This is a genomic window from Methanofollis tationis (assembly GCF_013377755.1).
Lineage (GTDB): Archaea > Halobacteriota > Methanomicrobia > Methanomicrobiales > Methanofollaceae > Methanofollis > Methanofollis tationis.
Genome location: NZ_JABXWR010000001.1, coordinates 521031 through 544229 on the forward strand (window position 1 = coordinate 521031; position 23199 = coordinate 544229).

Annotated in this window: 25 protein-coding genes; 14 read left to right on the forward strand and 11 right to left on the reverse strand. The window is 62.4% G+C overall.

Annotated features, from left to right (window positions below; all coding sequences use genetic code 11):
• Positions 1-201: 201 nt before the first annotated feature.
• The 4 genes from HWN36_RS02755 to hisB are packed head-to-tail and all read left to right on the forward strand — an operon-like array spanning position 202 to position 3607.
• Positions 202-1407: a methionine adenosyltransferase gene (locus HWN36_RS02755; protein WP_176787967.1), complete on the forward strand. Its 1206-nt coding sequence runs from the start codon at positions 202-204 to the stop codon at positions 1405-1407.
• Between the two features lie 33 nt (positions 1408-1440).
• The gene (gene hisG / locus HWN36_RS02760; RefSeq protein ID WP_176787968.1) at positions 1441-2313 is read left to right on the forward strand and encodes an ATP phosphoribosyltransferase; all 873 of its coding nucleotides are present in this window, start codon (positions 1441-1443) and stop codon (positions 2311-2313) included.
• A gap of 5 nt (positions 2314-2318) precedes the next feature.
• Positions 2319-3029 carry a 1-(5-phosphoribosyl)-5-[(5-phosphoribosylamino)methylideneamino]imidazole-4-carboxamide isomerase gene (gene hisA / locus HWN36_RS02765; protein ID WP_176789557.1) on the forward strand — a complete coding sequence of 237 codons (711 nt, stop codon included), beginning with the start codon at positions 2319-2321 and terminating at the stop codon, positions 3027-3029.
• Positions 3026-3607: an imidazoleglycerol-phosphate dehydratase HisB gene (gene hisB / locus HWN36_RS02770; RefSeq protein ID WP_176787969.1), complete on the forward strand. Its 582-nt coding sequence runs from the start codon at positions 3026-3028 to the stop codon at positions 3605-3607. The genes hisA and hisB overlap by 4 nt, the downstream gene beginning before the upstream one ends.
• 440 nt (positions 3608-4047) lie before the next feature.
• Here hisB and HWN36_RS02775 read toward each other — a convergent pair whose 3' ends face one another.
• From HWN36_RS02775 to HWN36_RS02785, 3 genes are all read right to left on the reverse strand, one after another.
• Entirely contained in the window at positions 4048-4254 is a 207-nt protein-coding gene (locus tag HWN36_RS02775; RefSeq protein WP_004038710.1) for a histone family protein, read from the reverse strand.
• A 185-nt stretch (positions 4255-4439) separates the two neighbouring features.
• Positions 4440-5192 carry a methanogenesis marker protein Mmp4/MtxX gene (gene mtxX, locus HWN36_RS02780; protein ID WP_176787970.1) on the reverse strand — a complete coding sequence of 251 codons (753 nt, stop codon included), beginning with the start codon at positions 5190-5192 and terminating at the stop codon, positions 4440-4442.
• The gene (locus HWN36_RS02785; RefSeq protein ID WP_176787971.1) at positions 5189-6196 is read right to left on the reverse strand and encodes a methanogenesis marker 2 protein; all 1008 of its coding nucleotides are present in this window, start codon (positions 6194-6196) and stop codon (positions 5189-5191) included. The genes mtxX and HWN36_RS02785 overlap by 4 nt, the downstream gene beginning before the upstream one ends.
• Positions 6197-6530: 334 nt before the next feature.
• Here HWN36_RS02785 and HWN36_RS02790 point away from each other — a divergent pair, with 334 nt between their 5' ends.
• Positions 6531-7889 (forward strand): replication factor C large subunit, encoded by a 1359-nt coding sequence (locus HWN36_RS02790; RefSeq protein WP_176789558.1) that lies wholly within the window; start codon positions 6531-6533, stop codon positions 7887-7889.
• On the opposite strand, the gene HWN36_RS02795 is transcribed toward HWN36_RS02790, so the two are convergent.
• Complete coding sequence (locus HWN36_RS02795; RefSeq protein ID WP_394354398.1) at positions 7886-8287, reverse strand: UPF0146 family protein; 402 nt, start codon at positions 8285-8287, stop codon at positions 7886-7888. The two genes, HWN36_RS02790 and HWN36_RS02795, sit on opposite strands and share 4 nt — an antisense overlap.
• 15 nt (positions 8288-8302) lie before the next feature.
• Here HWN36_RS02795 and HWN36_RS02800 point away from each other — a divergent pair, with 15 nt between their 5' ends.
• From HWN36_RS02800 to HWN36_RS02830, 7 genes are all read left to right on the forward strand, one after another.
• The gene (locus HWN36_RS02800) at positions 8303-8836 is read left to right on the forward strand and encodes an archaemetzincin family Zn-dependent metalloprotease (protein ID WP_176787972.1); all 534 of its coding nucleotides are present in this window, start codon (positions 8303-8305) and stop codon (positions 8834-8836) included.
• 71 nt (positions 8837-8907) lie between these two features.
• Positions 8908-9252: a hypothetical protein gene (locus tag HWN36_RS02805; protein ID WP_176787973.1), complete on the forward strand. Its 345-nt coding sequence runs from the start codon at positions 8908-8910 to the stop codon at positions 9250-9252.
• A 53-nt stretch (positions 9253-9305) separates the two neighbouring features.
• A complete protein-coding gene (locus HWN36_RS02810) occupies positions 9306-10433 on the forward strand; it encodes an IS256 family transposase (protein WP_176787296.1) in 1128 nt (375 codons plus the stop codon).
• Positions 10430-10699 carry a hypothetical protein gene (locus HWN36_RS02815; RefSeq protein ID WP_176787974.1) on the forward strand — a complete coding sequence of 90 codons (270 nt, stop codon included), beginning with the start codon at positions 10430-10432 and terminating at the stop codon, positions 10697-10699. Before HWN36_RS02810 ends, HWN36_RS02815 begins: the two co-directional genes overlap by 4 nt.
• A gap of 8 nt (positions 10700-10707) precedes the next feature.
• Positions 10708-11985: an ArsB/NhaD family transporter gene (locus HWN36_RS02820; protein WP_176787975.1), complete on the forward strand. Its 1278-nt coding sequence runs from the start codon at positions 10708-10710 to the stop codon at positions 11983-11985.
• Positions 11986-12124: 139 nt separating this feature from the next.
• Positions 12125-13399, forward strand: a complete 1275-nt coding sequence (locus HWN36_RS02825) for an ArsB/NhaD family transporter (RefSeq protein WP_176787976.1) — start codon at positions 12125-12127, stop codon at positions 13397-13399.
• A 5-nt stretch (positions 13400-13404) separates the two neighbouring features.
• Positions 13405-13854 carry a universal stress protein gene (locus HWN36_RS02830; RefSeq protein ID WP_176787977.1) on the forward strand — a complete coding sequence of 150 codons (450 nt, stop codon included), beginning with the start codon at positions 13405-13407 and terminating at the stop codon, positions 13852-13854.
• Here the strand turns inward: HWN36_RS02830 and HWN36_RS02835 are convergent.
• From HWN36_RS02835 to nadX, 4 genes are all read right to left on the reverse strand, one after another.
• Positions 13841-14872: a HEAT repeat domain-containing protein gene (locus HWN36_RS02835; RefSeq protein ID WP_176787978.1), complete on the reverse strand. Its 1032-nt coding sequence runs from the start codon at positions 14870-14872 to the stop codon at positions 13841-13843. The genes HWN36_RS02830 and HWN36_RS02835 overlap by 14 nt on opposite strands.
• 109 nt (positions 14873-14981) lie before the next feature.
• Positions 14982-15812 (reverse strand): carboxylating nicotinate-nucleotide diphosphorylase, encoded by an 831-nt coding sequence (gene nadC, locus HWN36_RS02840; protein ID WP_176787979.1) that lies wholly within the window; start codon positions 15810-15812, stop codon positions 14982-14984.
• A 4-nt stretch (positions 15813-15816) separates the two neighbouring features.
• Complete coding sequence (gene nadA, locus HWN36_RS02845) at positions 15817-16710, reverse strand: quinolinate synthase NadA (RefSeq protein WP_176787980.1); 894 nt, start codon at positions 16708-16710, stop codon at positions 15817-15819.
• Positions 16707-17465 (reverse strand): aspartate dehydrogenase, encoded by a 759-nt coding sequence (nadX, locus tag HWN36_RS02850; protein ID WP_176787981.1) that lies wholly within the window; start codon positions 17463-17465, stop codon positions 16707-16709. Before nadX ends, nadA begins: the two co-directional genes overlap by 4 nt.
• Before the next feature lie 139 nt (positions 17466-17604).
• Between nadX and HWN36_RS02855 the strand changes: the two genes are divergently transcribed.
• Positions 17605-18846 carry a MiaB/RimO family radical SAM methylthiotransferase gene (locus HWN36_RS02855; protein WP_176787982.1) on the forward strand — a complete coding sequence of 414 codons (1242 nt, stop codon included), beginning with the start codon at positions 17605-17607 and terminating at the stop codon, positions 18844-18846.
• Positions 18847-18862: 16 nt separating this feature from the next.
• Complete coding sequence (locus HWN36_RS02860) at positions 18863-19396, forward strand: hypothetical protein (RefSeq protein ID WP_176787983.1); 534 nt, start codon at positions 18863-18865, stop codon at positions 19394-19396.
• Between the two features lie 61 nt (positions 19397-19457).
• Here the strand turns inward: HWN36_RS02860 and HWN36_RS02865 are convergent, their stop codons facing one another.
• The 3 genes from HWN36_RS02865 to HWN36_RS02875 all read right to left on the reverse strand — a co-directional run bounded on the left by HWN36_RS02865 (position 19458) and on the right by HWN36_RS02875 (position 23159).
• Entirely contained in the window at positions 19458-19742 is a 285-nt protein-coding gene (locus tag HWN36_RS02865) for a DUF1294 domain-containing protein (RefSeq protein WP_246269829.1), read from the reverse strand.
• Positions 19743-19861: 119 nt separating this feature from the next.
• Positions 19862-22297, reverse strand: coding sequence for a DNA-directed DNA polymerase (locus HWN36_RS02870; protein WP_176787984.1), 2436 nt, complete (start codon positions 22295-22297; stop codon positions 19862-19864).
• Positions 22290-23159: a malate dehydrogenase gene (locus HWN36_RS02875; RefSeq protein WP_176787985.1), complete on the reverse strand. Its 870-nt coding sequence runs from the start codon at positions 23157-23159 to the stop codon at positions 22290-22292. Before HWN36_RS02875 ends, HWN36_RS02870 begins: the two co-directional genes overlap by 8 nt.
• Positions 23160-23199 lie beyond the last annotated feature (40 nt).

Below are 23199 nucleotides of genomic sequence, written 5' to 3' on the forward strand. Positions count from 1 at the left end.
AATGCCCCGGTCCAGAGGGGCCAAAAAATTACTCCTACGAATATACGGGGCCTCACCCTTTTCACGGGAGAAATACGCATTTTCCTTTAACGCCCTGCCCGGGCCGCTTTAGGAGCAGCAACCCCGGGTAGAGGTAATTATAGAAACGGTTAAATGAGACCCGATCGTTGTAATTAATTATTCTTTGACATGAGGGATGAGATGATCAGAAACATCAGGGTAGAGCGGATCGCGCAGACACCTATCGAACAGCAGCAGATCGAACTGGTCGAGCGGAAGTGCATCGGCCACCCGGACAGCATTGCCGACGGCATCGCCGAAGCGATATCCCGTGCGCTCTGCCGGGCCTATATCGAGGAGTGCGGGGTCTACCTGCACCACAACACCGACCAGGGCGAGATCGTCGCCGGCGAATCCCTTCCCCGTTTCGGCGGCGGCAAGATCGTCCGGCCGATCTACGCCCTCCTCACCGGCCGCGCCACCAAGACCTTCGACGGCATCAATATCCCGGCAGACTCTATCGCCGTCGAAGCGGCCCGCTCCTATGTCAAGAGCATCATCCCCATCATGAACCTTGAGCGCGACATCATCGTCGACTGCCGCATGGGGACCGGCTCGACCGACCTGCGCGACGTCTTCAAGACCTGCGGCGGCTCGGCCATGATGCGGGCGAACGACACCTCCTTCGGCGTCGGCCACGCCCCCTTCAGCGAGACCGAGAGCCTGACCAAGGGCGTCTCCGACTATATCGACGAGGTCTACCGCCCCCGGAACCCGGCGATCGGCACCGACATCAAGGTCATGGGACTCCGTGACGGCGACGCCATCACCCTCACCCTTGCGGTGGCGATGGTCGACCGCTACCTCGCCGACATCGGCGAGTACGTCGAGACGATTGCCAGGCTCAAGGAGACGATCGAGGGCATCGCCCCGAAGTTCACCGACCGGAAGGTGCACATCGACGTGAACACCGCCGACGACATCTCGAACGGCGTCGTCTTCCTGACCGTAAACGGCACCTCGGCCGAGATGGGCGACGACGGTTCGGTCGGCCGCGGCAACCGCTGCAACGGGCTGATCACCCCGTGCAGACCGATGAGCATGGAGGCGACGAGCGGCAAGAACCCGATCAACCATATCGGCAAGATATACAACCTCCTCTCCACCCAGCTCGCAAACACCTGCGTCGCCGAGATCGACGACATCGATGAGATCTACATCAGGCTCCTCTCCCAGATCGGCCACCCGATCGACCAGCCCCTCGTTGCCGGTGTCCAGGTGATCCCGAAGGCCGGCGTGGAACTGGCAGCGATCAAGCCTGCCATCGATGCGATCATCGACACCGGGCTCGAAAACATCGGCAGCATCACCGAGAAGGTCATCAGGGGCGACCTGAAGACCTTCTAAGATAGTATTTCCATGCCCGCAGGAAGAGAGGATATGACCGGCACCACTAAAATCCGCCTTGCGATCCCGAACAAAGGACGGATCGCACAGCCCATCCGCGACCTTGTGGAGAAGAGCGGCATCCACCTCAGGGAGACCGGAGAGCGCAAGCTCGTTGCAAAGACCGTCGACCCCGATATCGAGGTGCTCTTTGCCCGCCCTATCGACATCCCCGAGTACGTGGCCAACGGCGCCGCCGATATCGGGATCACCGGGCTGGATATGGTTCACGAGCGCGGCTCGGTCGTCGAGGAGCTCCTCGACCTGAAGATGGGGCGGGCGACCCTGGTGGTGGCCGTGCCCGAGGACGCCTCTGTCGCCGGCGTGAAAGACCTCGACGGCGCCAGGATCGCCACCGAGTTCCCGAACATCACCCGGGCGTACTTTGAGCGGTTCGGCGTCTCGGTGACGATCGTCCCGGTCGGGGGGGCCTGCGAGGCGACGCCCTATCTCGGCATCGCCGACGCCATCGTCGACCTGACAAGCACCGGCACCACCCTCCAGACAAACCGGATGCGCATCCTCGGCGAGGTGCTCAGCACGAACACCGAGGTGATCGCAAACCCGGCCTCGCTTGAGCAGAAGGCGGAGAAGATCCAGGAAGTGGTCCTCGCCCTCGAAAGCGTGGTCAGGGCGAAGGGCCAGTGCTACATCATGATGAACGTCAACCGGGACGCCCTGCCCGAGGTCGAGCGGATCCTCCCTGGCCTCGGCGGCCCGACGGTGATGGACGTCGCCTCCCACGAGGGGCTTGTGGCGGTGCACGCCGTCGTGCGCGAGGAGTGCGTCTACCAGCTGATCACCCAGCTGAAGCGCTCGGGCGCCCGCGACATTCTGGTGATGTCGATCGAACGGATGATCCCCTGATGCCTATGATGATCTTTCCTGCGGTGGATATCCTCGGCGGCCGGTGCGTCCAGCTCGTGCAGGGGCGGCGGGAGACGGCGACGTCCTATGGCACTCCCCTGGAAAACGCCCGCAAATGGCTCGATGCCGGCGCCGATGCCCTCCACGTGATCAACCTGGACGGGGCGTTCGGCAGCGCCGGGGCGAACGCGGAGATGATCAGGGAGTTGATCAGGGAGACCGGCGTCTTCGTGGAGCTCGGCGGCGGGATCCGGAGTCGGGAGGACGCCCGCGCCTGGCTGGAGATCGGAGTGGGCCGGGTGATCCTGGGGACGGTCGCCATCCGCGAGCCCGAGGTGGTCCGCGACCTCTCCCTCGAGTTCGGCCCCGGGCATGTTATGGCCGGCGTGGATGCGAGGGACGGGCGGGTCGTGATCGAGGGCTGGCAGGAGGAGGCGGGCGACTACCTCTCCTGGGCCGAGCGCTTCGAACTCCTGGGTGCGGGCTCGCTCCTCTTTACCAACGTGACGGTGGAGGGGCTCTGCCGCGGGATCGAGGCCGGGCCGGTGGCGCGGCTCCTCGAACGGACACGCCTGCCGGTCGTAGTGGCCGGCGGGGTGTCGAGCGCCGCCGACGTCCGGGCCCTGCGGGACCTCGGGGTTTCGGGGGCGGTGCTGGGGTCGGCGCTGTACAGCGGGAAGATCACGATTGAAGAGGCACTGGAGGCGGCGCGATGAGGACGGGAAGCGTGGAGCGTAAGACGAAGGAGACGGCGATCAGTCTCGTGATCGGGCTGGACGGGGAAGAGGAGATCGCGGTCTCGACCGGGCTTCCCTTCCTGGACCACATGCTCAATGCGTTTGCAAAGCACGGCGGTTTCTCTCTCAGGGTGGAGGCGGCGGGCGACCTCCAGGTCGACGCCCACCACCTGGTCGAGGACGTCGGGATCGTGCTCGGCACGGCTATCCGCGAGGCGGTCGGCGAGGGGCGCGGGATCGCCCGGTTCGCGAACGCCGCCATACCGATGGACGAGGCGCTCGCCGAGGTGGCGATCGACGTCGGCGGCCGCGGTTACCTGGTCTTCTCCGGGTCGTTCAACACTCCCGCAACCGGCGGGATCGACACCAGCCTCTTCGAGCACTTCTTCGGGAGCCTCTGCAGCCGCGCCGGGATCACGGCCCACATCCGCTTCTACGGCCGAAACGATCACCACATGGCCGAGGCGGTCTTTAAGGCCTTCGGGGTCGCCCTGGGGCGTGCGGTCGCCGTCGATCCCCGGAAGACCGGGGTGCCGAGCACGAAAGGAACGCTCTGAATATAATCCCTTTTTTCTTTTCTGATCCTGTTCACCGTGCGTCCCGGTCCTATCGCCCTCCCCGGGTCGTCGCCGCCGGTCCCCGGGCAGAGGTACACCTGATTTCCCGCTCCTCACGCTGCCCGCCGGGGGCAGAGCCCCCGGCGGGCAGCGTGGGGAAGGCGGGGGACCGGTACGCCCGGATGGAGAGAGAACCTGAACACGGCATGCCGGGGACTGACTGCAGGGAGGGGATCATGTCGGAATCACCCACATGAAACAGCGAAGAGCCATAGGGTGAGATTTTCTCCAGATCTCCTGAAGGGGATGCCGTTCCGTAGGGTCCCGTCCTCTCTCCGCTCGCCTGAACAGAGTTCCGTGCGCTCAGCTCAGGCACAAACACATCAAAACAGAATGATCATCAACGATTGTGAGAATGTCGTCTGAGAAAAGAGGTGAGTTCAGGCGGACTTTGCCGCGAGTTCTACATCCTCTTCCTTGATCGTCTTGCGGCCAGCGTGCTGGGCGAGGCGGTTTGCTTCCTTGGTCAGGTTGGCAATGTACACTTCGGCCTTTGCGACAAGTGCCGCTGCTGCATCGCTGCCGACTCTCTCTGCACCGTTCTTCTTGGCGATTCTGACAACCGCTGCAATTGGTAAGTCTGCCATGTCTAATTACCTCTAAAATAACACTTTCTCGAAGACTATTTAAATCTTTCTCATTTGCCTCGTCAGAACGGCTCTGGATGCCATATCCAGAAGGGATGCATCGTGCACATGCTGTTTGCACCAAGCATCTTCGATAAAAAATTAGATTAATTTTAAAGGGCCTATTTTAAAAAATAAACAATAATTTAAGGGTTTTTCTTTTTGGCCATCGATGCGGCGAGGAGAGCGGCACCGGTGTAATCTGGCGAGGCGCGCGACGTATCCACAAAGATCCTGTTGATATTGACCACCGGCGCCCCATGCCCCGCCCCCCGACCCAGGAACGTCAGCGTCCGAAAGATCAGGTTGCCTGAGATGCCATCCGGGGCGATCACCACGCCGCATTCTTTCACGGCGTCCTCGATGAGGATCTCCCGGTGCTCGGCGTTTCCGAGGTGGGCGGCGAGTTCGGCGTCGGCCATGGAGCGGTCCACCGCCGGGTGCCGCCCCAGGTCGCCGAACCGCCCGCCCGAGAGCACGGCCACCCGGTCGGAGAGGCCGAACGAGGTGGCAATCGCCCGCCCTTTTTCGATCAGGGCAAGTTTCTCCTGAACGGTCCACCCCTCGTCGACGCCTACCGGCGCAAGCAGGAAGCGCACGCCGTCGGCAGTCTCCAGCAGGGCGATCCGCTCAAGATGATCGACGCCACAGGCCCTCTTCAGGCATCTGAGGGTCTCGTTCGCGGGGAGGGTGCCCCGCACTGCCGCATCGATCCTCCCGGCCATCAGATCGGCAATAAGCGCCTCCCACGGGCATTCGCTCTCGCGCTTCTCGACCAGGGGGTATGCGTCCATCGCCCCGGGGCGGCAGTAGCAGACGATCCGCACCTGCGACCCCGCCCGCTCCACCGTCCGGGCGACCTTATCTGGTTCGCCCCCGGCGCCGATCCCGACGATCATACGATCTTTGCACCGTCGATGATCCGCATGATCCCTTCCTGCCTGAGGTCGAAGACCGAGGTGGTGACCCCGCGATAGGAGACCGAGAGCGAGGAAGAGTCGTTCACCTCGCCGATCGCCCGCGCCGTCATGCCGGCCTCCTCGAAGAGGCGGCAGACCTCGGCGGTGTTCTCGTCGCGGCAGGTGAGGATGAAGCCCATCCCCGGGTACATCCGCACCCAGTGCTCGAAGGTGATCGAGTGGGCCCCGAGATCGGGCCGCGGGATTTTGTCCAGGTCGATCGCGGCCCCCTTCTTCGAGACCTCGAGGAGCATGCCCAGGGTGCCGATCACGCCCGGGTTGGAGATATCCTTGCCCGCCGTGACCAGGTGGCGCCGGGCGAGTTCCTGCATGACACCGATCTGTTTCCTGACGGTCTCGGCTGATTTCATGGTCACCGAGTCCCAGTTCAAGATGCAGGAGGGGTGGACCCGGCCGTCGAGGTCGACGGCGGCGACGACACGGTCTCCTGCCTCTGCCGTGCTCGAATAGATCACGTCGTCCATCTTCACCGTCCCCAGGATTGCGACATCGATGACTGAGTAGGGCGTGTCAGGGTGGAGGTGCCCGCCGACGATCGGCACGCAGAACTGCTTAGACGCTGCCTGCATCCCCCGCGTGACCTCGTTTCTGAGGGTGCTGCTGGTGAAGGAGAGCACGTCGACCATGGCCAGGGGCGTGCCGCCCATCGCCGCGATGTCGTGGACGTTCACGAGCACGGCGCAGTAGCCGGCCCAGAACGGATCGGCCTCCATCAGTTTGCTCCAGATGCCATCTGCAGCAAGGAGGAGGGCGTTATCGTCCTGCCGGATCACCGCGGCATCCTCGCCGAAAGAGGCGACGACATTGGGCTGGTCGTTGATCCTGAGGCACTCGATCAGTTCGCCGATCCCGCGTTTTCTCGTCACCCCCTCGTACTCCCTGACCGATCGCGCGACCGAGTCCGGGGAACAGTTGTCTACCACGGTAACACCAACATTCTATCAGCTTGTATGGTGTTTTTTCTCATAAATGATAAGGTATGTGATTGATTGGTGAAAGAATCGGTGATCGGTGGTATGGCACAGGCGCCGTTCAGGCCCGGAAGCAGCTCGTTCTCCCGGGGTCTCTCGGGGTGCGCCCTCCCTCTAAAACCCCGTGCGTTCAACGCTCTCCCGGGCCTCGAACGCCTCTATTGCCCGGTATGCCGGGCGTTCTGGGTCGGTCCCGGACGCCGTTCCCAACCATCAAATAGCATCCTGTCCTATTGATCATCAGGAGGGAGAGCGGACCGTGGCGTCGGAATATTTATCACAAAAGATGCAGGACTGGACCGAGAAGTACCGCCCGCAGAGCCTGCAGGAGATCGTCGGCAACGGCCCGGCCGTCCGGCAGATCTACGAATGGGCGCGGTCCTGGCGGCGGGGCAGTCCGCCCCTCATCTTCTACGGCAAACCCGGCGTCGGGAAGACCTCGGCCGCCCACGCCCTTGCCCGCGACATGGCATGGGAGATCGTCGAGCTGAACGCCAGCGACCAGCGCACCAAGGCGATCATCGAACGGGTCGCCGGCACCTCCAGCACCACCACCAGCCTCAGCGGGGCCGAACGCAAACTGATCATCCTGGACGAGGCCGATAACCTCCACGGCACCGCCGACCGCGGGGGCGCACGGGCGATCATGGAGATCATCAAAAACGCCCGGCAACCCATCGTGCTCATCGCAAACGACATCTACGGCCTCGCGAAGGAGATCAAGGCCCTCGGCGAACCGGTGCTCTTCAGGGCGATCCAGGCCCGCTCCATGGTGCCGCGCCTGCGTGAGATCTGCAGGGACGAAGGCCTCGCCTGCAGCCCCGAGGCCCTCACCTCCATCGCCGAGAGCGCCGGCGGGGACATGCGCTCGGCGGTCAATATGCTTTATGCCGCCGCCATCGGCAGAGAAGACGTTGGGGAGGCGGACGTTCACACCAATCAGAAAGATCTTCGGGCGACGATCTTCGATCTCATCGCGGCGATCTTCTCGGGAAAACCCGATGCCGACCTCATCCGTCTCTCCAGAGCGGTGGAGGACACCCCGGACACGATCGTCCAGTGGATCGAGGGGAACCTTCACGTGCTCAGGGATCCTGAACGGACCGCCCGCGCCTACGCCGCCGTATCGCGGGCCGACGAGTGGGTCGGGCTCACCTACCGGCGGCAGTACTATGCCCTCTGGAAATACGCCGGCGCCATGATGACCATCGGGGTCAAGGAGGCCGCCGGCGGGTCGGGGATCCATGAGCGGATCATGCCCCCGGCCCGCTGGAAGCGGATGGGCGGCGCCCGCAAACAGAAGGCGGTGCGCACCTCGGTGATGCAGAAACTCTCCAGAAAACTGGACCTCCCGCAGCACACGATCAGGGAGGAGTACCTCACCCTCATCACCCTTCTCGTCGAGGAGCGCCCCCTCGAATGCGTCAGGGAGATCGGGCTCGACGCCGACGAGCTGAACTTTTTCCTCCACGATAAAGAGCGGGTCAAAACTGTGATGAAGGCCTTAAAAGACCTCCAGAAGGCGCCGAAAAAGAAGGAGGAGAAACCGGTGGAGATCGAGGAAGTCCCTCGTGCAGAGGAACCGCCCGTGCGCGAGGAGCGGCAGACCCCCCGGAGCCAGGCGACCCTTTTCGACTCGTTCTAGGGTCGATAGTAGCGGTGGAGAACCGGTCCGCAGTCGATGATCTCCCCGCCGTGCTCGTAGATCTCGTTGCCGAGATGGTAGACGATGAGATCGCAGCCGATCGCACGCGCCAGATCGATCAGCGGCGGCACCATCTCCACCCCCGGCCTCACCGCATAGACGAGATCGGCGCCCGCATACCAGGGGAGGTCAGGGGCATAGACGTCGTCCACGCGTGACTCGACGCCGGGAACCTCAGGCGGTTCCCGGATATCGGTCGCCCGCACCCGCAGTCCGGCCCGGGCGCACAGGGCGGCGGCATCGGCGTTCCTGCCGATCCCGACTTCAACGACGTTATGGTAATGTGCAGCGATATATTCGCCGATCCGGGCCTCAATACGTTTATACGCGAACACCACGAAAATCTAGATACAATGGGCGTTACGATTATTTGGGATCATCAGGTCCCGGCCGGTCTGCGTCTCCCGGTAGGGCGACGGATCGAGACGGTCCTCCGCCTCCCGGTGACGCTTGTTGATGCCGACGTGCTCATCAATGGCTTTCACCCGGAGCGCAACCAGTACGACGCCGCGGCCATCCTCGAACGCGTCCTGTTCATGAAGGGCAGGATGGGATGCCAGGGGCCGGCCCTCCTCGTCGTTACCCACGACCTCTATGCCGGCGGCTGCGACTTTGTCTTCGGCCTCGCCCGTCCCCAGACCGGCTGCGCGGTCATTTCTATCGCCCGCCTCGACAACGCTTTTTACCGCAGGAAAGACGATTTCGACGACCTTGCCGACCGCGCCGGAAAAGAGGGGGCCCACGAGATCGGACACCTCCTCGGCCTTGAACACTGCACCAATCCCGAATGCGTCATGTTCAAGCCCGCCACGCTCGCCGAGCTCGACCGGAAGAAACTGACGCTCTGCCCCTCCTGCAGGGCGGCCCTTGCTGCCGTTTTCAGGTGAGCGGTTCCGCGAAAAGAGTTACTAAATTCCGGCCTATACTTCTCTGGATTACGATGGGCTATTTCACTTCATTGATACAGAGAAAGTTCAAGGACGTGGCTGGCACCAGGTACGACACCGTCATGAAGGAGTATCGTGAGTTCCTTCTCACCGAGGAGGAGCGGAAGGTTCCTGAGGTGCGGTCCATCCTGATGCCGCTGGACTATTTTGTGAAAGAGATCCCGCCCGTGCTGTATGATACCCTCTCCAGCTATGAGGGGGCCACGGTCTCGCTCGTCTATATCATCGACCTCGAGGTGATCAGGATCGTCGAGGACAGCCTCAACGCCGACACGGTGGCCGAGTTCAAACGCAAACGCGAGGCGTATGGCGAGGAGATCCTGCGGAAGACGGACAGTGTAACGAATCTTCTGTAAAAATAATTTGGCCCTGAATCCAACCTAGATTTGCAGAAAGGAGAAACAGGGCCATGGATCCCTTAGCGTTAATCGAAGATTATCTTTCCGATAATGAGAATGGCATGAAGACCCTCATCACCTGGTTCCTCAACCAGGTGATGCTGCTCGAAGCCCTCCACCAGGCGGGAGCCGAGCAGTATGAACGAACCGATGCGCGGAAGGCTCACCGAAACGGCTACAAGAAGCGATCTCTGAAAACCCGATATGGAGAAACGATCCTCCAGAAACCGCAGTTCCGAGAATTTCCCTTCGAAACACAGGTATTTGGACGCTATTCCCGGGTTGAGAAGGCTCTTGAGAATGCTATCTTTGAATCCTACCTTCAGGGAGTCTCAACCCGCCGGATCCAGGAGATTGTTGCTCATTTTGGCATCGAACAACTCTCTCCTGCTTCAGTATCCAGGATAGCAAAGGACCTCGATGAACAGGTCCATGCATTCCTTCAGAGGCCTATTGAACAGGAGATTCCCTATCTCTTTGTGGATGCTTCGTACTACAAAGTCAGAGAGGGACCACGGTACATCACCAAAGCTCTTCTGGTGATCGCCGGTGTTCGAATGGATGGCTACCGCGAAATCCTGGGAGCCAGAATCACTGATTGCGAGAATGAGATGTTCTGGTCGGGATTGTTCGAAGACCTCAAAGAACGAGGATTGGTGGGTGTCAAGATGGTTGTCTCAGATGGTCATGCCGGGATCCAGAAGGCGGCGGAAGCCACCTTCCTCGGCGCATCGTGGCAGATGTGCTCGGTCCATTGCACCCGGGCGGTTTTAAAGAATATTCCACGGAAACATCAGAAAGAAGTTGCTGAGTCCTTGAAGGAGGCATATGGGGACGAGGAGAGACTGCAGGAGCTTGCAGACGATCTGAACGAACGAGGATATCGGAAAGCGGCCAATACGATCGAGAGATTCATCCCGGGACTTATGAGTTACACGGCGTTCCCGAAAGAGCACGCAAAGCGGATCCGAACGACGAACATGATGGAAAGAGTCAACAAGGAACTGAAACGGAGAACCAAAGTTGTAGGGGCCTTTCCCAATGAAGAGTCACTCCTCAGGCTGGCAGGATCCATCCTGATGGACATCAATGAGGAGTGGGTGACCGGCAGAAGATATTTGACGATGGAGGGGGAATGATCAAACAAGGAGACAGGGCTCAGACGAATTACAGAAGATCTGAAACACTACCGAAGACGACCGCAGAACTCGAAGCGGTCGGTCTCCCGGTGAAGAGCCGGATGTTTTCCGGCAAGAAGTTAGAGAATATTGTCGAGGTCGCAGAGAGCTATGACCTGATCGCCGTATCGAAGAAATATGCTGCGTCCCTGACCGAGGTCGCAGCGGTCAGCCCGGTCACCCTGAGGCTGGCGCAGACGGTGGAAAAACCCATCATCATCTACTGAGGAAAGCAATGCTCTACACGGAACTCCTGGCAATCGCCGTATTTCTCATCACCTATGCCCTGATCATCGACGAGAGGATCCACCGTGCCGTTGCGGCGATGGCCGGCGCGGCAGTGATCGTTTTTACCCAGATCGTTCCCTGGGAGAAGATCCCCGAATACCTGGACCTCGGGACGATCTTCCTCTTAATGGGGATGATGATCATCGTCAACACGGCGCGCAAGAGCGGGCTGTTCGAGTACATCGCAATCAGGACGGCGAAGTTGGCCAATGGGAGCCCCATTAAGGTGTTGATCCTCTTCTCGATCGTCACCGCCGTCGTCTCGGCGTTCCTCGACAACGTGACGACCGTCCTCCTCCTCACCCCGATGCTCCTCTACATCGCGAAGCTGATGAAGCTCAACCCGGTGCCCTTCCTCCTCTCCGAGATCTTCGCCTCGAACGTCGGCGGTGCGGCGACTCTCATCGGCGACCCGCCCAACATCATGATCGCCTCGGCGTCTGGCCTCACCTTCAACGATTTCCTGATGACCATGGGGCCGATCGTGCTCGTTGACATGGTGATCATGCTCGTCATGCTCTATCTCATCTACGGGAAAGGGCTGCGCGTGCGCCCTGAGGAGCAGCAGAAGATCGTGCAGACGATCGGCGCCCTTGACGAGCGGGCGGCGATTCTCGACCGCTCTCTCTTCAACAAGTCCATCGCAACGATCCTGCTCGTGGTATTCCTCTTCTTCATCCACTCGAGTCTCGGCCTTGAACCGGCGATCATCGCCCTCACCGGTGCGGCGATCATCCTCCTCTGGAGCCGGGTGCAGCCCGACGAGATCCTGGAGAAAATCGAGTGGCCCGCCCTCTTCTTCTTCGGCGGGCTCTTCATCATCGTCGGCGCCCTGGTCGAGACCGGGCTGATCGCGCAGATCGCCGGGTTCGTGATCAGCTACGTCCACACCACCGGCGAGGCGATGGTCCTGATCGCCTGGTTCGCCGCCATCGCCTCGGCGATCGTGGACAACATCCCCCTGACCGCCACCCTCATCCCGCTCATCCAGGATATGGGGATGGCAATGGACATCAAGCCGCTCTGGTGGGCGCTCTCCCTGGGTGCATGCCTCGGCGGGAACGGCACCGCCATTGCCGCTTCTGCAAATGTCGTCGTCATCGGGATCGCCGAGCGCGAGGGCATCTCCATCAGCTTCATGGAGTTCCTGAAGATGGGCATGCTCATCCTCTTCGTGACCGTGGGCGTCGGTGTCGGCATGCTCCTCCTCTTCTTCGGGTGGTGAGGGGGGCCCCGCACCCCTGCCCGGTTGCATAAGCCTGAAATGGGTTGGAAGGCAACACTTCCTCCTGTAATTCTCTTAACAGAAGGCGTATAGCAGTGGTGCCGCGCATACAGGACAACGATTTTTCAGGGGACGGGAAATGTACGCCGAGGTGATCGCCGTTGCGGTCTTTCTCTTCACCTACGCTCTGATCATCGACGAGCGTATCCACCGTGCCGTTGCGGCGATGGCCGGTGCGGCGGTGATCGTTTTTGCGCAGATCGTCCCCTGGGAGAAGATCCCCGAATACCTGGACCTCGGGACGATCTTCCTCTTAATGGGGATGATGATCATCGTCAACACGGCGCGCACGAGCGGGCTCTTCGAGTATATTGCAATCAGGACGGCGAAACTGGCCCACGGGAGCCCCATTAAGGTGCTGATCCTCTTCTCGATCGTCACCGCTGCCGTCTCGGCGTTTCTCGACAACGTGACGACTGTCCTCCTCCTCACCCCGATGCTCCTCTACATTGCACGGGTGATGGAACTCGACCCGGTGCCGTACCTCCTCTCCGAGATCTTCGCCTCGAACATCGGCGGTGTGGCAACCCTCATCGGCGACCCCCCCAATATCATGATCGGCTCTGCTGCAAAACTCTCGTTCAACGATTTCATTGTCAATATGGGGCCGGTAGTGCTCGTTGACTTCGTGGTGGTCCTGCTGGTCCTGGTGATCGTCTTCAGGAAGAAGATGCAGGTCGAAGGCGCTGAACAGGAGCGGATCGTGCGGACGATCGAAGCCCTTGACGAGCGGGCGGCGATCACGGACAGGTCTCTCTTCATCAAGTCGATCGTCACCATACTCCTGGTCGTCTTCCTCTTCTTCATCCACTCCAGCCTGGGCCTCGAACCAGCGGTCGTCGCCCTCACCGGGGCGGCGATCATCCTCTTATGGACCCGTGTGCAGCCTGACGAGATCCTTGAGAAAATCGAGTGGCCCGCCCTCTTCTTCTTCGGCGGGCTCTTCATCATCGTCGGGGCCCTGGTCGAGACCGGGCTGATCGCCCAGGTCGCCGCCTTCGTCGTCGCCCACGTCCACACCACCGGGGAGGCGATGATCCTGATCGCCTGGTTCGCCGCCTTCGCCTCGGCGATCGTGGACAACATCCCCCTGACCGCCACCCTCATCCCGCTCATCAACGATATGGGCGCCTCGATGGATGTCGGGCCGCTCTGGTGGGCGCTCTCCCTGGGTGCGTGCCTCGGCGGGAACGGCACCGCTATCGGGGCGTCGGCGAATGTCGTCGTCATCGGGATCGCCGAGCGGGAAGGCATAAATATCAGGTTTGTCGATTTCCTAAAGATGGGAATGGCCGTTCTCGTCATCAGCGTGGCGATCGGCGTTGGCATCCTGTGGCTGCGGTATATCTGGTGATCACGATGAAGATACTGGTTTTAATCGACGGATCAAAGTGGAGCCATATGGGGGCGTTGCATGCGATCTCCATTGGAAAGAAGAAAGGTGCGGAGGTCGTGCTCCTCTCCGTCCTCGACAAACGCGAGGCGAGGACGATGGCATTCAACTATTGCACCCAGAGCGATAAGTGCGAGATCATCGGGACCTACGAGCAGAACATCTGGCAGGACATGCACCGCTCCATCGAGGCCGAACTTGAAAATATCAGGGAGTACTACAGTCAGGAAGGCTGCGTCTGTACGATAAAGATCCGCGAGGGGGCGAGACGGGAGGAGATTGTGGCCGAGATCAGGGAGAATGACTACTCCCTTGTGGTGATGGGCGCTTTCGGCCAGAGCGGGACGTCACACCCCGGTAGTTGTCTCGGCGAGATCGCCGGCGAGATCACGACGCCCCTGTTTATTGTCCGCTGATCTGAAAGGATCCCGGCGATCCCCTGTTTTTCATCGCGATGGCGGAGAGGGCGTTGAGAATGGCGACCCTGACGCAGGGGTCGCAGAACTCGTAGACCTGCTGCAGAGGGGTAATGGCGCGGGGGTCTCCTATTCTGCCGAGGGCTTCGGCAGCCTCGTAGCGGCATTCCTCGTCGTGCCGCAGAACGGCGATGAGCGGCTCCACCGCCTGCTGATCGCCGGTCTCCCCGAGGATCCCGGCGACTGTCCGGCGCACGTCTGAGGAGGTGTCGGTGAGGAGGGCGAAGAGCGAACCGGTCACCCCGCCTTCCTTAAGGTGGGCGAGCGCTTCTGCCGTCACCAGTCTGACCTCCCAGTTCTCGTCCCTGAGTCGATTCAGGAGCGGGTTCATCGCCGCCGGATCGCCGATCTTTCCGAGGGCCTTGACCGCTTCGAACCTGATCTCGTAGTTGCGGTCATCGAGGGCGGCGACGAGGGCGTCCACAGCGCGGGAGTCCCCGATCTCACCGAGGGCGATGATCACGCCGTCCCGGTTTTCATGGCTCCCCTTCTCGTCCAGGGCTGCAAGGAGGTACTCGACGGCGCGTGGGTCGCCGATCTCCCCGAGGGCCGTCGCCGCACCCCAGCGCACATCGGTGTCATCGTCTTTCAACGTCCGGATCAGGGGGCAGACCGCCTCGTTTGCCCGCATCGAACCGAGACTGATCGCCGCTTTCCAGCGGACATCTTTGTCGTGGTCACGCAGCGCCGCAATCAGGGGCTCGACGGCGCGCGGATCGTCTATTCTGCCGAGGGCCTCTGCGGCGCCCCAGCGCACATATTTGTTTGCGTCCTTCAGTGCGCCGATCAGGCGGGGTACGGCAGGGGCGCCGGCCCGGATCAGGGAAGCGATCGCTTCCCATCGCGCCACAAGGCTGGAATCGCCAAGGGACAGCACAAGGTCCGCAAGCTCCCGATCAAGGCCCTCTATTTCCTCTTCCCCGTCGGATATGGGGCACTCCTGAATATCGGCTGGCATGACTACGGTCCTGAGATGACCTAAGAAGTACGGTGTGAGATCATAAGAACCTTCCCGAGGCCCGGGAAATGCGAAAAGGGAGGGCCTGATCAGAATTCAGGAGCACCGATCAGGTGATGTCCAGACCGATGTCGATGTTTCTGACGGTATGGGTCAGTGCGCCCATGCTGATGATATCGGCGCCGGCCCCTGCATAGGCGGCGACGGTCTCCGCGGTGACCCGGCCTGAGACCTCGATCATGATCCGGTCCCTCAGCCCGGCGGCCCTGAGGGCGTCTACGGCTCTGGCCACGCCGGCCGGCGTCATGTTGTCGAGGAGGACGAGATCGGCCCCGGTCCTGGCCGCCAGGACGGCGTCATCGGCGGATTCGGCCTCGACCTCGATTTTGTGGTAGCGGGAATATGCCTTTGCCCGCCGCACCGCCTCCTCGATGCCGACGAGGGCGAGGTGGTTGTCCTTGATGAGGAACATGTCGGAGAGGGAGAAGCGGTGGGGTTCGCCGCCGCCGATCATCGCCGCCTTCTTGTCGAGGGCCCTGAGGCCGGGGGCGGTTTTTCGTGTCGGGGCGACCCGTGCGGCCGGGTTTGCGGCGCGGGCCGACTCTGCCGCCGCGCGCGTGGCGGTGGCGATCCCGCTCATCCTGCCGATGAGGTTGAGTGCCGGGCGTTCGGCCCTGAGGACGGCGCGCGCCGGGCCTTCGACGGTCATCACGACGGTGCCCGCCGGGATTGCCGCCCCGTCCTCGACGGCGGCGACGGCGGCGACGCCGAGGTGGGTGAACAGGAACGCCGCTTCTTCGAGCCCGGCGATCACGCAGGGCTCTTTCGCCCGGATCGCCGCCCGCGTCTGGAGGTCTGCGGGGACGAGGGCTTCTGAGGTGATGTCCCCGTATGGAGCGTCTTCGTGGAGAAACCCGATCAACTGGTCGCGATCGATCATGGGATCATCTCGGCAGGGCGATCATCCGCTCGATGGCGTGCCGCGCCCGGGCGGCGATTGCCGTCTCCACCTGCACCTCGTACTCGCCGGTCCTGAGGGCGTGGAGGACGTCTTCAAGCCGTATCTTCTTCATGTCCTCGCACTCCGCACCCTCGACCGGGTGGAAGGCCGCCTCAGGGTAGAGGCAACTGAGGCGGTAGGTCATCGCCTCCTCGGTGAGCACGGTCCAGGCGGCGTGGTGCGGGGCCTCCCTGACCATCCCGCCGGTCGAGGCGACGAGGTCTGAGGCCGCCTGGACGTCAGGGTTGCACTCAGGGTGGCAGACGACGGTGTCGCCCCGGGCGTGTCCTGCCTCGACGTCAGAGAGGCTGAACCGAACATGGAGCGGGCAGTGCCCTTCAGGGGGAAGGGGGATGATCTGCTTTTCCGGGAGGTGCTGCTGGACGAAATGGGCGAGGTTGGCGTCGGGCCCGAAGAGGACCACATCCTCGGCGAGGGACCTGACCACCGCTACGGCGTTTGCCGAGGTGCAGGTGATGTCGGCCTCGGCCTTGCACTCCGCGGTCGAGTTCACGTACAGGACGACCGCCGCCCCGGGGTGGCAGGCCCGCGCCTCCCGCACCATCTCCGGCGTCAGGGCCTCTGCCAGGGGGCAGGTTGCATCCTGCACCGGCAGGATCACCTTTCGGCCCGGGTTGAGGATCTTCGCCGTCTCGGCCATGAAGTCCACCCCGCAGAAGATGATCACGTCTGCGGTCGTCTCCTTCGCCCTGATCGCGAGTTCCAGGCTGTCGCCCAGGAAGTCGGCGACGTCCTGCACCTCCGGCCTCTCGTAGTTGTGGGCGAGGATCACCGCCCCCTGCTCTGCGGCGAGCCTCCTGATCTCGTCGGCGATCATGTCCCGATCCTCATCGGTTCGCTGAGGTTTTTGAGGAGGGTGATGATGGAGAGGGCCGCAAGGTAACTGGTCGAGGGGTTGTCAGGACTCGGCCGGTTCCGCACGGTGATCGTCGCCTCGCCGAAGTCGCCCTCGATGAAGATCTCGTGGACGTTCCTATCGACATCGGGGTCGGCCCAGAGTTCGACCTCGACGGCGCGCCCGGCTGCCAGCTCCAGAGCGACCGAGACATTGGTGTTCTTCGGGTAGTGCTTGATGCACTCGTTCGCCTGCCCGGAAAAGAGGAGCATGCGCTCGGTGCATTCCATATTGAGGGAACGGGGGTTTTTGGTGGTCCTGAGGAGGAGCTTTGTGATCCCGGAGATCTGCCCGATCTTGAGGTTGTCCAGCCCGAAGATCGCGCCGCTCGGGATGTGGATCCTGCGCCCGAGCGCCGCTGCGCGTCTCGTGACCTCTTCTCTGAAATATTCGTCGGCGAACGCTCCCACGCTCATGACGACGAGATCCTTGCCGTGCTCCAGCACGGAGAGGGCATATTCCTGGGCGGCTGAAACCGATGCCGCTTCTACAACGAGATCAAAATCCTCGCTGAGAAACTCCTCGATATCGCCGAATGCTTTTGCGTGGCAGAGGCGCCCCATCTCCTCCGCACGCTCGGGCATCTGGTCGAAAAGGGCGACAATTTCAACGCCGACATGATTTTTGGCGATGATATTCCCGATATTGCCGCACCCCAGCAGACCTATCGTGAGCATTCATATATCATATGCGGATTGGGTGTTAAGGGTTTTGCTGAAACATTCTGGAATTCCGATTCGCGCCGGCTCCATCCACGAACCGCACGCTTCCCCCTTCTGCAGACTGATATGGTGGGACTGACATAGTGTGTGGGTAATGGAAGGGCTCAGGGAGAGACGGGTGTACATCGAGACCTACGGCTGCACCTACAACCACGCGGACACGCGCAAGCTGGCCCTGATCCTGGAGGGGCAGGGGTGCAGGATCGTCGCCGGTCCGGACGAGGCCGATGCGGTGGTGATCAACACCTGCACGGTGATCGGGAAGACCGAGCGGCATATGCTCAGGCGGATCCGTGCGTTTGCCGACCGCGACCTCTATGTCACCGGGTGCATGCCGGTCGTGCAGGCGGTGGAGATCCTGGCGGCGGCGCCGTCTGCGCGGCTCCTCCTCCCCGAGGAGATCTCGGAGCGGTTTTGCGGGGCGTGCACCGGGGTGGTCGGGGGCGCGGGGATCGTCCAGGTCGCCGCCGGGTGCGCCGGACGGTGCGCGTACTGCATTACCCGGGCGGCGCGGGGGCCGTTACGGAGCAGGCCGAAGGAGGAGATCTGCCGCGAGGTGGAGGCCCTGGTCGGGATGGGAGCCTATGAGGTGCAGGTCACCGGGCAGGACGTGAGCGCCTGGGGGATGGACCTGGGCGAACGGCTGCCTGCCCTGATCGATGCCGTCTCCGGTCTGCCTGGCGATTTCCTGCTCCGCCTGGGGATGATGAACCCGGCGACGGCGCAGGGAATCGCCGTTCCTCTCGCCCACCTCCTCGGGGAGGCAAAGGTCTTCTCGTTTCTTCATCTCCCGGTCCAGTCGGGCTCGGAAGCCGTGCTCGCGGAGATGAATCGTGGCTATACGGCCGGGGAGTTCGAGGCGATGGTCGCCGCCTTCAGGAAGGCATGCCCTGAGGTGCGGATCTGCACCGATTTTATCGTCGGGTATCCGACCGAGACCGAGGAGGACTTCGCCGAGAGCATGGCCCTGCTCAGGGCGATCAGGCCGGAGAAGGTGAACGTCACCAGGTATTCGCCCCGCCCCGGGACGCCGGCCGCCGCCCTGAAGACGATGCCCGAACGGATCGCAAAGGACCGGTCCAGGATCCTGGACGCAGCGGCAAAGGAGATCTACCGGGAGCAGAACGCCGCCCTGGTGGGGGAGAGGGTCGAGGCGGTGGTCACCGGCAGGAAGAAGGAGGGATCGGTGGTGGCGCGGGACCGGGCGTACCGGGAGATCGTGGTCCCGGGGAATTTTCTGCCGGGCGAGCGGCTGAATGTCAGGATCACCGGGAACAGGACGGTGTACCTGACCGGCCGGGCTACATCATCAAATACCGGCACGGCCAACCGTTGAAGTACGGAGCATGAATATGGACGAGATTGAGACTGGATATGAGGCGCTGGTCAGGCGGATAGGGGAGATGGACGCAGAGAAGAAGCGCCTGACCGACGAGGTCGCCGGAAGGCGGGCCGACCTTCTGGCGAAGATGGGAGCGATGGCGGCGCCCCTTATCGGGCAGATCGGGATGAACCTGCTCAAAAAGGGGAAGCAGGACACGAAAGGCGAGATTTTCAACGCCGAATACTACCGCGAAAAAATGATCATCCTGGGCAAGACCGATCCGGTGCCGTACCGCCCGGACGATGCGCAGAAGAAGGTGATCGACCAGTACTGCACCCTCTCAGAGCGGGGTGAGTTTTTCGAGGTGATGTACTCCTCTGACGGCCAGATTGTCGATTCGTATGCCTGCCCGCTCTCGCCGACCGACGCCGTCGAGATCTACGGCGACGAGGCGATGCTGATGCTCTACCGGGCGCTGCGGGAGTACCTTGCCGGGGAGGAGGAGACGGTGGCCGCCCTGGGGCGGACGCTTGAGTTGATCGGGGAGAAGAACGAGGGCTGAGGGGCTGCCTCATCCCCTCCCTGCTGAGGGAGAGGAAGTACTTGGTGGGGGGTGCGCCCTCTCACCCGGTCAGGTGCATGACGACCAGCCCGATCGCCGCGGCGTGCGCGACCATGAACACCGGCACGAGCCTGAACTTCGATTTTGTAGTCTTGTGCCTGAACCGCTGCATGCCGGCCCACGCCCCGAACGGGCCGAGGAGGGAGCATAAGAGCAGCGTGCGCTCGGGGGTTCTCCAGGTGTTTTTCTCTGCCTTTCTCTTGTCGAGGCCGTAGAGAAGAAAGGCGCAGACGTTTAAGAGGGCATATGCGAGCAGGATAACGGCTGTGATATCGATGGTGATCAATCCTCTGGGGGGGACTTTTCCTATGTGATTATGGGGCCGGCCGTATTTTTAGGTTATTCGTTTTTTCGCGGGCTCTCGCGTGAGGGCCGGTACATCGGATACGTCTGTACCGGGGGGCCTCATCCGAAATCGAAGAGCGTCGTCCTCGACGGGTCCACGTCGGTCCAGGTCCAGCCGAGGGCCTCGATGATCCGCTCGATCGGCTGCTTGATCGTCTTCTCCAGCATCGTCTCCCAGTCCACCACGAACTCGGGCGGCACCTGGTCGGCGTACTCGAAGGCGAGGACGTCGGTCTGCGGGAACTTCGCCTTCACCGACCTGATATAGATCCGCTTGGGTTTGCTGCCCCGCTTGAAATCGGTGCCGAGGTTGGCGTTCGAGTAGATCGCCCCCCTGATGTGGGCATCCTGCACCCCGTATTCCTCGAGGGCCTTGCCGATCCCGCCCGGGATCCCGATCTCGTCTAAGGGGTAGCCGCCCCGCCGGTAGGTCCTGATCACCCCGCCCAGGTAGGCCTTCATCTCGGCCAGGCCGGCCCCCTTCAGGATCAGCTCGATCACGTGCTCCTGCACCTCGCGGGTGATCTGGGGCGAGTCGCTCCGCTTCATCTCGAAGCCGACGATATCGATCTTGTCCACGGTGAGCCCTTCCTTCCAGACGAGGTGGCCGGCATAGCGCTTCTTCTTTCCGGCCTGGAAGAAGCGCTCGTAGACCTTCTCGAACTTGATCGAGAAGAAGTGCCGGTCGGCGTTGAGCGCCGTCCTGGCAAACTCCGCGTAACTCTCGTTCAGCCGCGCTTCGATCTCGCGGGCGATCCTGATCGTCTCCTCGAGGTCGGCCTTCGGGAGGGCGACCATGCACGAATCGGTGTCGCCGTAGAGCACATGGTAGCCCATCCCGGCGATCACGTCGCGGGTGTGGGTGATGATGGCGCGGCCGACCGAGGTGACGGCGGCGCCGATCTCCCGGTCGTAGAGCCTGAAGCGGGCGTAGCCCGAGACGCCGTAGTAGGTGTTCATGATCACCTTCATTACGCCCTGCTGGAGGTCGAGGAGGGTGTACTCAGGCGAGCCGAAGGCGTATTCGTTGCGCCGTTTCTTGAGGGCGTCGCGCTCCTCCATCAGTTCGGCCAGGATGCTCCTGGTCAGCCCGTCAGGGCTCTTCCTGAAGCGGATGCCGTTCGGGGCCCGCAGCTCCCCGGCCGGGTCCTTCGTCTCGGGCGATGCGTTGAGGGTCATCATCGCCATCGGGTACAGGGACTTGAGGTCGAGCACGACGACGTTCTCCCGCACCCCGAGGGAGGGCTCGAAGACCGTCGCCCCCTCGAACTCGTCGGCGGCTACGTTCCCCTTCGAAGGGAGGACGAAGCGCCCCCGCGCCTTTCTGAGGATGTAGATATCGATCACGTTCGAAGAGTTGAGGGTCCGGTCCAGGGGGACGCCGACGTAGCGGGAGATCATCCGGTAGAAATCGACGATGCTGTTCTTGGCGTTGATCCGCACGCAGAGTTCGACGTCGGTGGTGTTGTACTCCACCAGGCGCTCGGGGTCTTCCAGCCAGAGATCGGTGATCGTCCCGGCGTAGCGCACCTTCCGCTCGCCGATCTCGTCCTCGGCGACGGCGTCGAGCCTGTACGATTCCTTCTGGCTCGGCTGGAGTTTTTTGTAGGCCGTCAAAAGGTCGAAGACCGCCCGACCCCGCACGGGCGTCCGCTCGGTCATGCCGGGCAGGCGGGAGAGGTCGGACGGGTTGAGCCCGAGCACCTCCATCCGCCGCGTGATGTACGGGAGGTCGAAGTCGGTGAAGTTCCAGCCCGAGAGGATGTCCGGATCTTTCTCCCTGATATAGGCCGCAAACGCCCGCATCAGCGCCTCCTCGGTCTCGTAGGTGCAGACCTGATGCCGGCTCTTCCCCTTCCAGAGGCAGCCGTTCTTCGCCGTCCACTCGTCGGAGAAACCCGGCGAGGTCCCGGCCGATGCGAGGAGTAAGGTGGTGTATTCGTCGTCGAAGGAGTCCCAGCAGGTGATGCAGATGATCCGCTCGCGTGCGGGGTCGGGGAAGCCCCGCAGGTCCTCGCACTCGATATCGATGAAGCAGAGGCGGGCCGGGGCGTCGACCTCGGCGGGCAAGACCTCGGTGTAGTCCACCGTCTCGGCCGGCACCTCTGCGCCGCCGGTGAGTCCGGCGTCGATCATGTAGCGCGTGGCGAACGGGATGTCGGCCTCGTGGTGGTGGTAACGGTCGCGGATGTCCCGCACGTCGGTCGGGCGAACGGTGTAGAGGCGGCGGAGGCGCTCGCCCTTGATCGAGGTGAACGCCGCCTCTTCCACGCCCGTCACCTGCGGCGGAAGGGGGCGGCCGTCCACCTCGTCCGCGGGGGCGTAGAAGTACGGCCTGAACCCGGTCACCTGGAGGTGGACCGCCCGGCCCGAGGGCTCGCGGCCGAAGATGTGGACCACCGCCCCGGTGCCGGCGACGGTGTACTCCACCTGGTTGATCCCGATCCTCAGGCCCCCTGCCTCGCCGGAGAAGAGGGTCGCCTGTGCATCAGACATCCAGGCCCCTGCAGAGTTCTCCGATGAACGACGCCGCTTCGGTGAGTTTTTCCTGCTCCCAGGCGTCGAGGTCCCACTCAACGATCTCCCTGATCCCGTCCCTGCCGATCCGCGCCGGGAGCCCGATGGAGAGGTCGGAGAGGCCGTATTCGCCGTCGACGATGCACGAGCAGGGGATGACCTCGTCCTGTCTCTTCCCGAGGGCCGCCTCGATCAGCCTGATGATATGGGCCGCCGGGCCGAAGACCGTGCCGCCTTTGCCCCTGATCACCTCCATGCTTGCGCCCCTCAGGTCGGCGAGGATCTCCTCGCGCTTTATGGCCGGGACCGCCGTCTCCAGGCGGGAGAAGACCGGCACCTGGTGCTCGCCGTGCTCCCCGAGGACGCTCGCCGGCCCGGTGATCCCCTCTTTTCCGAGCCGCAGGGCGAACCGGGCGCTGTCGAGCTGGCCGCCAAAGCCGATGCACCGGGAGGGCTCGATATCGAGGCACCGGTGGAGATAGTAGTTGTTCACGTCCATCGGGTTGGTGACGGTGATCATGATGCCGCCAAAGGACGGGAGGTGATCGCAGCACTCGTCCAGGACCGGGAGGTTGGAGTTGAGCAGGTCGGCCCTGGTCTTTGTCTCCGGCGACCTGGGCCGGCCTGCCGCAAAGACGCAGACGTCGGCGTCCCTCACCAGGAGGGTGTCGGTCTCGATGCCGACGCCGAAGGAGGCATGAGCGAGATCGAGCGCCTGCGCGTGTTCGAGAGACCTGACGGCGTCACAGATGATGATATCGTCAATAAGTCCCTTTGCAGCGGCGAGGAAGGCTACTTCGCCGCCAATCCGCCCGGTGCCGATCACAGCGAGGCTCGTCATATAATCCCATCTATGGGTATGCTAATAATAAATAACTGCA

Excerpts from the sequence above, each read along its gene's own strand:
- HWN36_RS02875 (WP_176787985.1), bottom strand. The coding sequence starts at position 23,159 with ATGACGAGCCTCGCTGTGATCGGCACCGGGCGGATTGGCGGCGAAGTA.
- nadC (WP_176787979.1), bottom strand. The coding sequence starts at position 15,812 with ATGATCGATCGCGACCAGTTGATCGGGTTTCTCCACGAAGACGCTCCA.
- HWN36_RS02800 (WP_176787972.1), top strand. The coding sequence starts at position 8,303 with ATGGGCGTTACGATTATTTGGGATCATCAGGTCCCGGCCGGTCTGCGT.
- nadA (WP_176787980.1), bottom strand. The coding sequence starts at position 16,710 with ATGATCGCCGACGAGATCAGGAGGCTCGCCGCAGAGCAGGGGGCGGTG.
- HWN36_RS02755 (WP_176787967.1), top strand. The coding sequence starts at position 202 with ATGATCAGAAACATCAGGGTAGAGCGGATCGCGCAGACACCTATCGAA.
- HWN36_RS02775 (WP_004038710.1), bottom strand. The coding sequence starts at position 4,254 with ATGGCAGACTTACCAATTGCAGCGGTTGTCAGAATCGCCAAGAAGAAC.
- hisB (WP_176787969.1), top strand. The coding sequence starts at position 3,026 with ATGAGGACGGGAAGCGTGGAGCGTAAGACGAAGGAGACGGCGATCAGT.
- HWN36_RS02860 (WP_176787983.1), top strand. The coding sequence starts at position 18,863 with ATGGACGAGATTGAGACTGGATATGAGGCGCTGGTCAGGCGGATAGGG.
- hisA (WP_176789557.1), top strand. The coding sequence starts at position 2,319 with ATGATGATCTTTCCTGCGGTGGATATCCTCGGCGGCCGGTGCGTCCAG.
- HWN36_RS02830 (WP_176787977.1), top strand. The coding sequence starts at position 13,405 with ATGAAGATACTGGTTTTAATCGACGGATCAAAGTGGAGCCATATGGGG.
- HWN36_RS02790 (WP_176789558.1), top strand. The coding sequence starts at position 6,531 with ATGCAGGACTGGACCGAGAAGTACCGCCCGCAGAGCCTGCAGGAGATC.
- HWN36_RS02820 (WP_176787975.1), top strand. The coding sequence starts at position 10,708 with ATGCTCTACACGGAACTCCTGGCAATCGCCGTATTTCTCATCACCTAT.
- HWN36_RS02810 (WP_176787296.1), top strand. The coding sequence starts at position 9,306 with ATGGATCCCTTAGCGTTAATCGAAGATTATCTTTCCGATAATGAGAAT.
- mtxX (WP_176787970.1), bottom strand. The coding sequence starts at position 5,192 with ATGATCGTCGGGATCGGCGCCGGGGGCGAACCAGATAAGGTCGCCCGG.
- HWN36_RS02855 (WP_176787982.1), top strand. The coding sequence starts at position 17,605 with ATGGAAGGGCTCAGGGAGAGACGGGTGTACATCGAGACCTACGGCTGC.
- HWN36_RS02835 (WP_176787978.1), bottom strand. The coding sequence starts at position 14,872 with ATGCCAGCCGATATTCAGGAGTGCCCCATATCCGACGGGGAAGAGGAA.
- HWN36_RS02815 (WP_176787974.1), top strand. The coding sequence starts at position 10,430 with ATGATCAAACAAGGAGACAGGGCTCAGACGAATTACAGAAGATCTGAA.
- nadX (WP_176787981.1), bottom strand. The coding sequence starts at position 17,465 with ATGCTCACGATAGGTCTGCTGGGGTGCGGCAATATCGGGAATATCATC.
- HWN36_RS02870 (WP_176787984.1), bottom strand. The coding sequence starts at position 22,297 with ATGTCTGATGCACAGGCGACCCTCTTCTCCGGCGAGGCAGGGGGCCTG.
- hisG (WP_176787968.1), top strand. The coding sequence starts at position 1,441 with ATGACCGGCACCACTAAAATCCGCCTTGCGATCCCGAACAAAGGACGG.
- HWN36_RS02825 (WP_176787976.1), top strand. The coding sequence starts at position 12,125 with ATGTACGCCGAGGTGATCGCCGTTGCGGTCTTTCTCTTCACCTACGCT.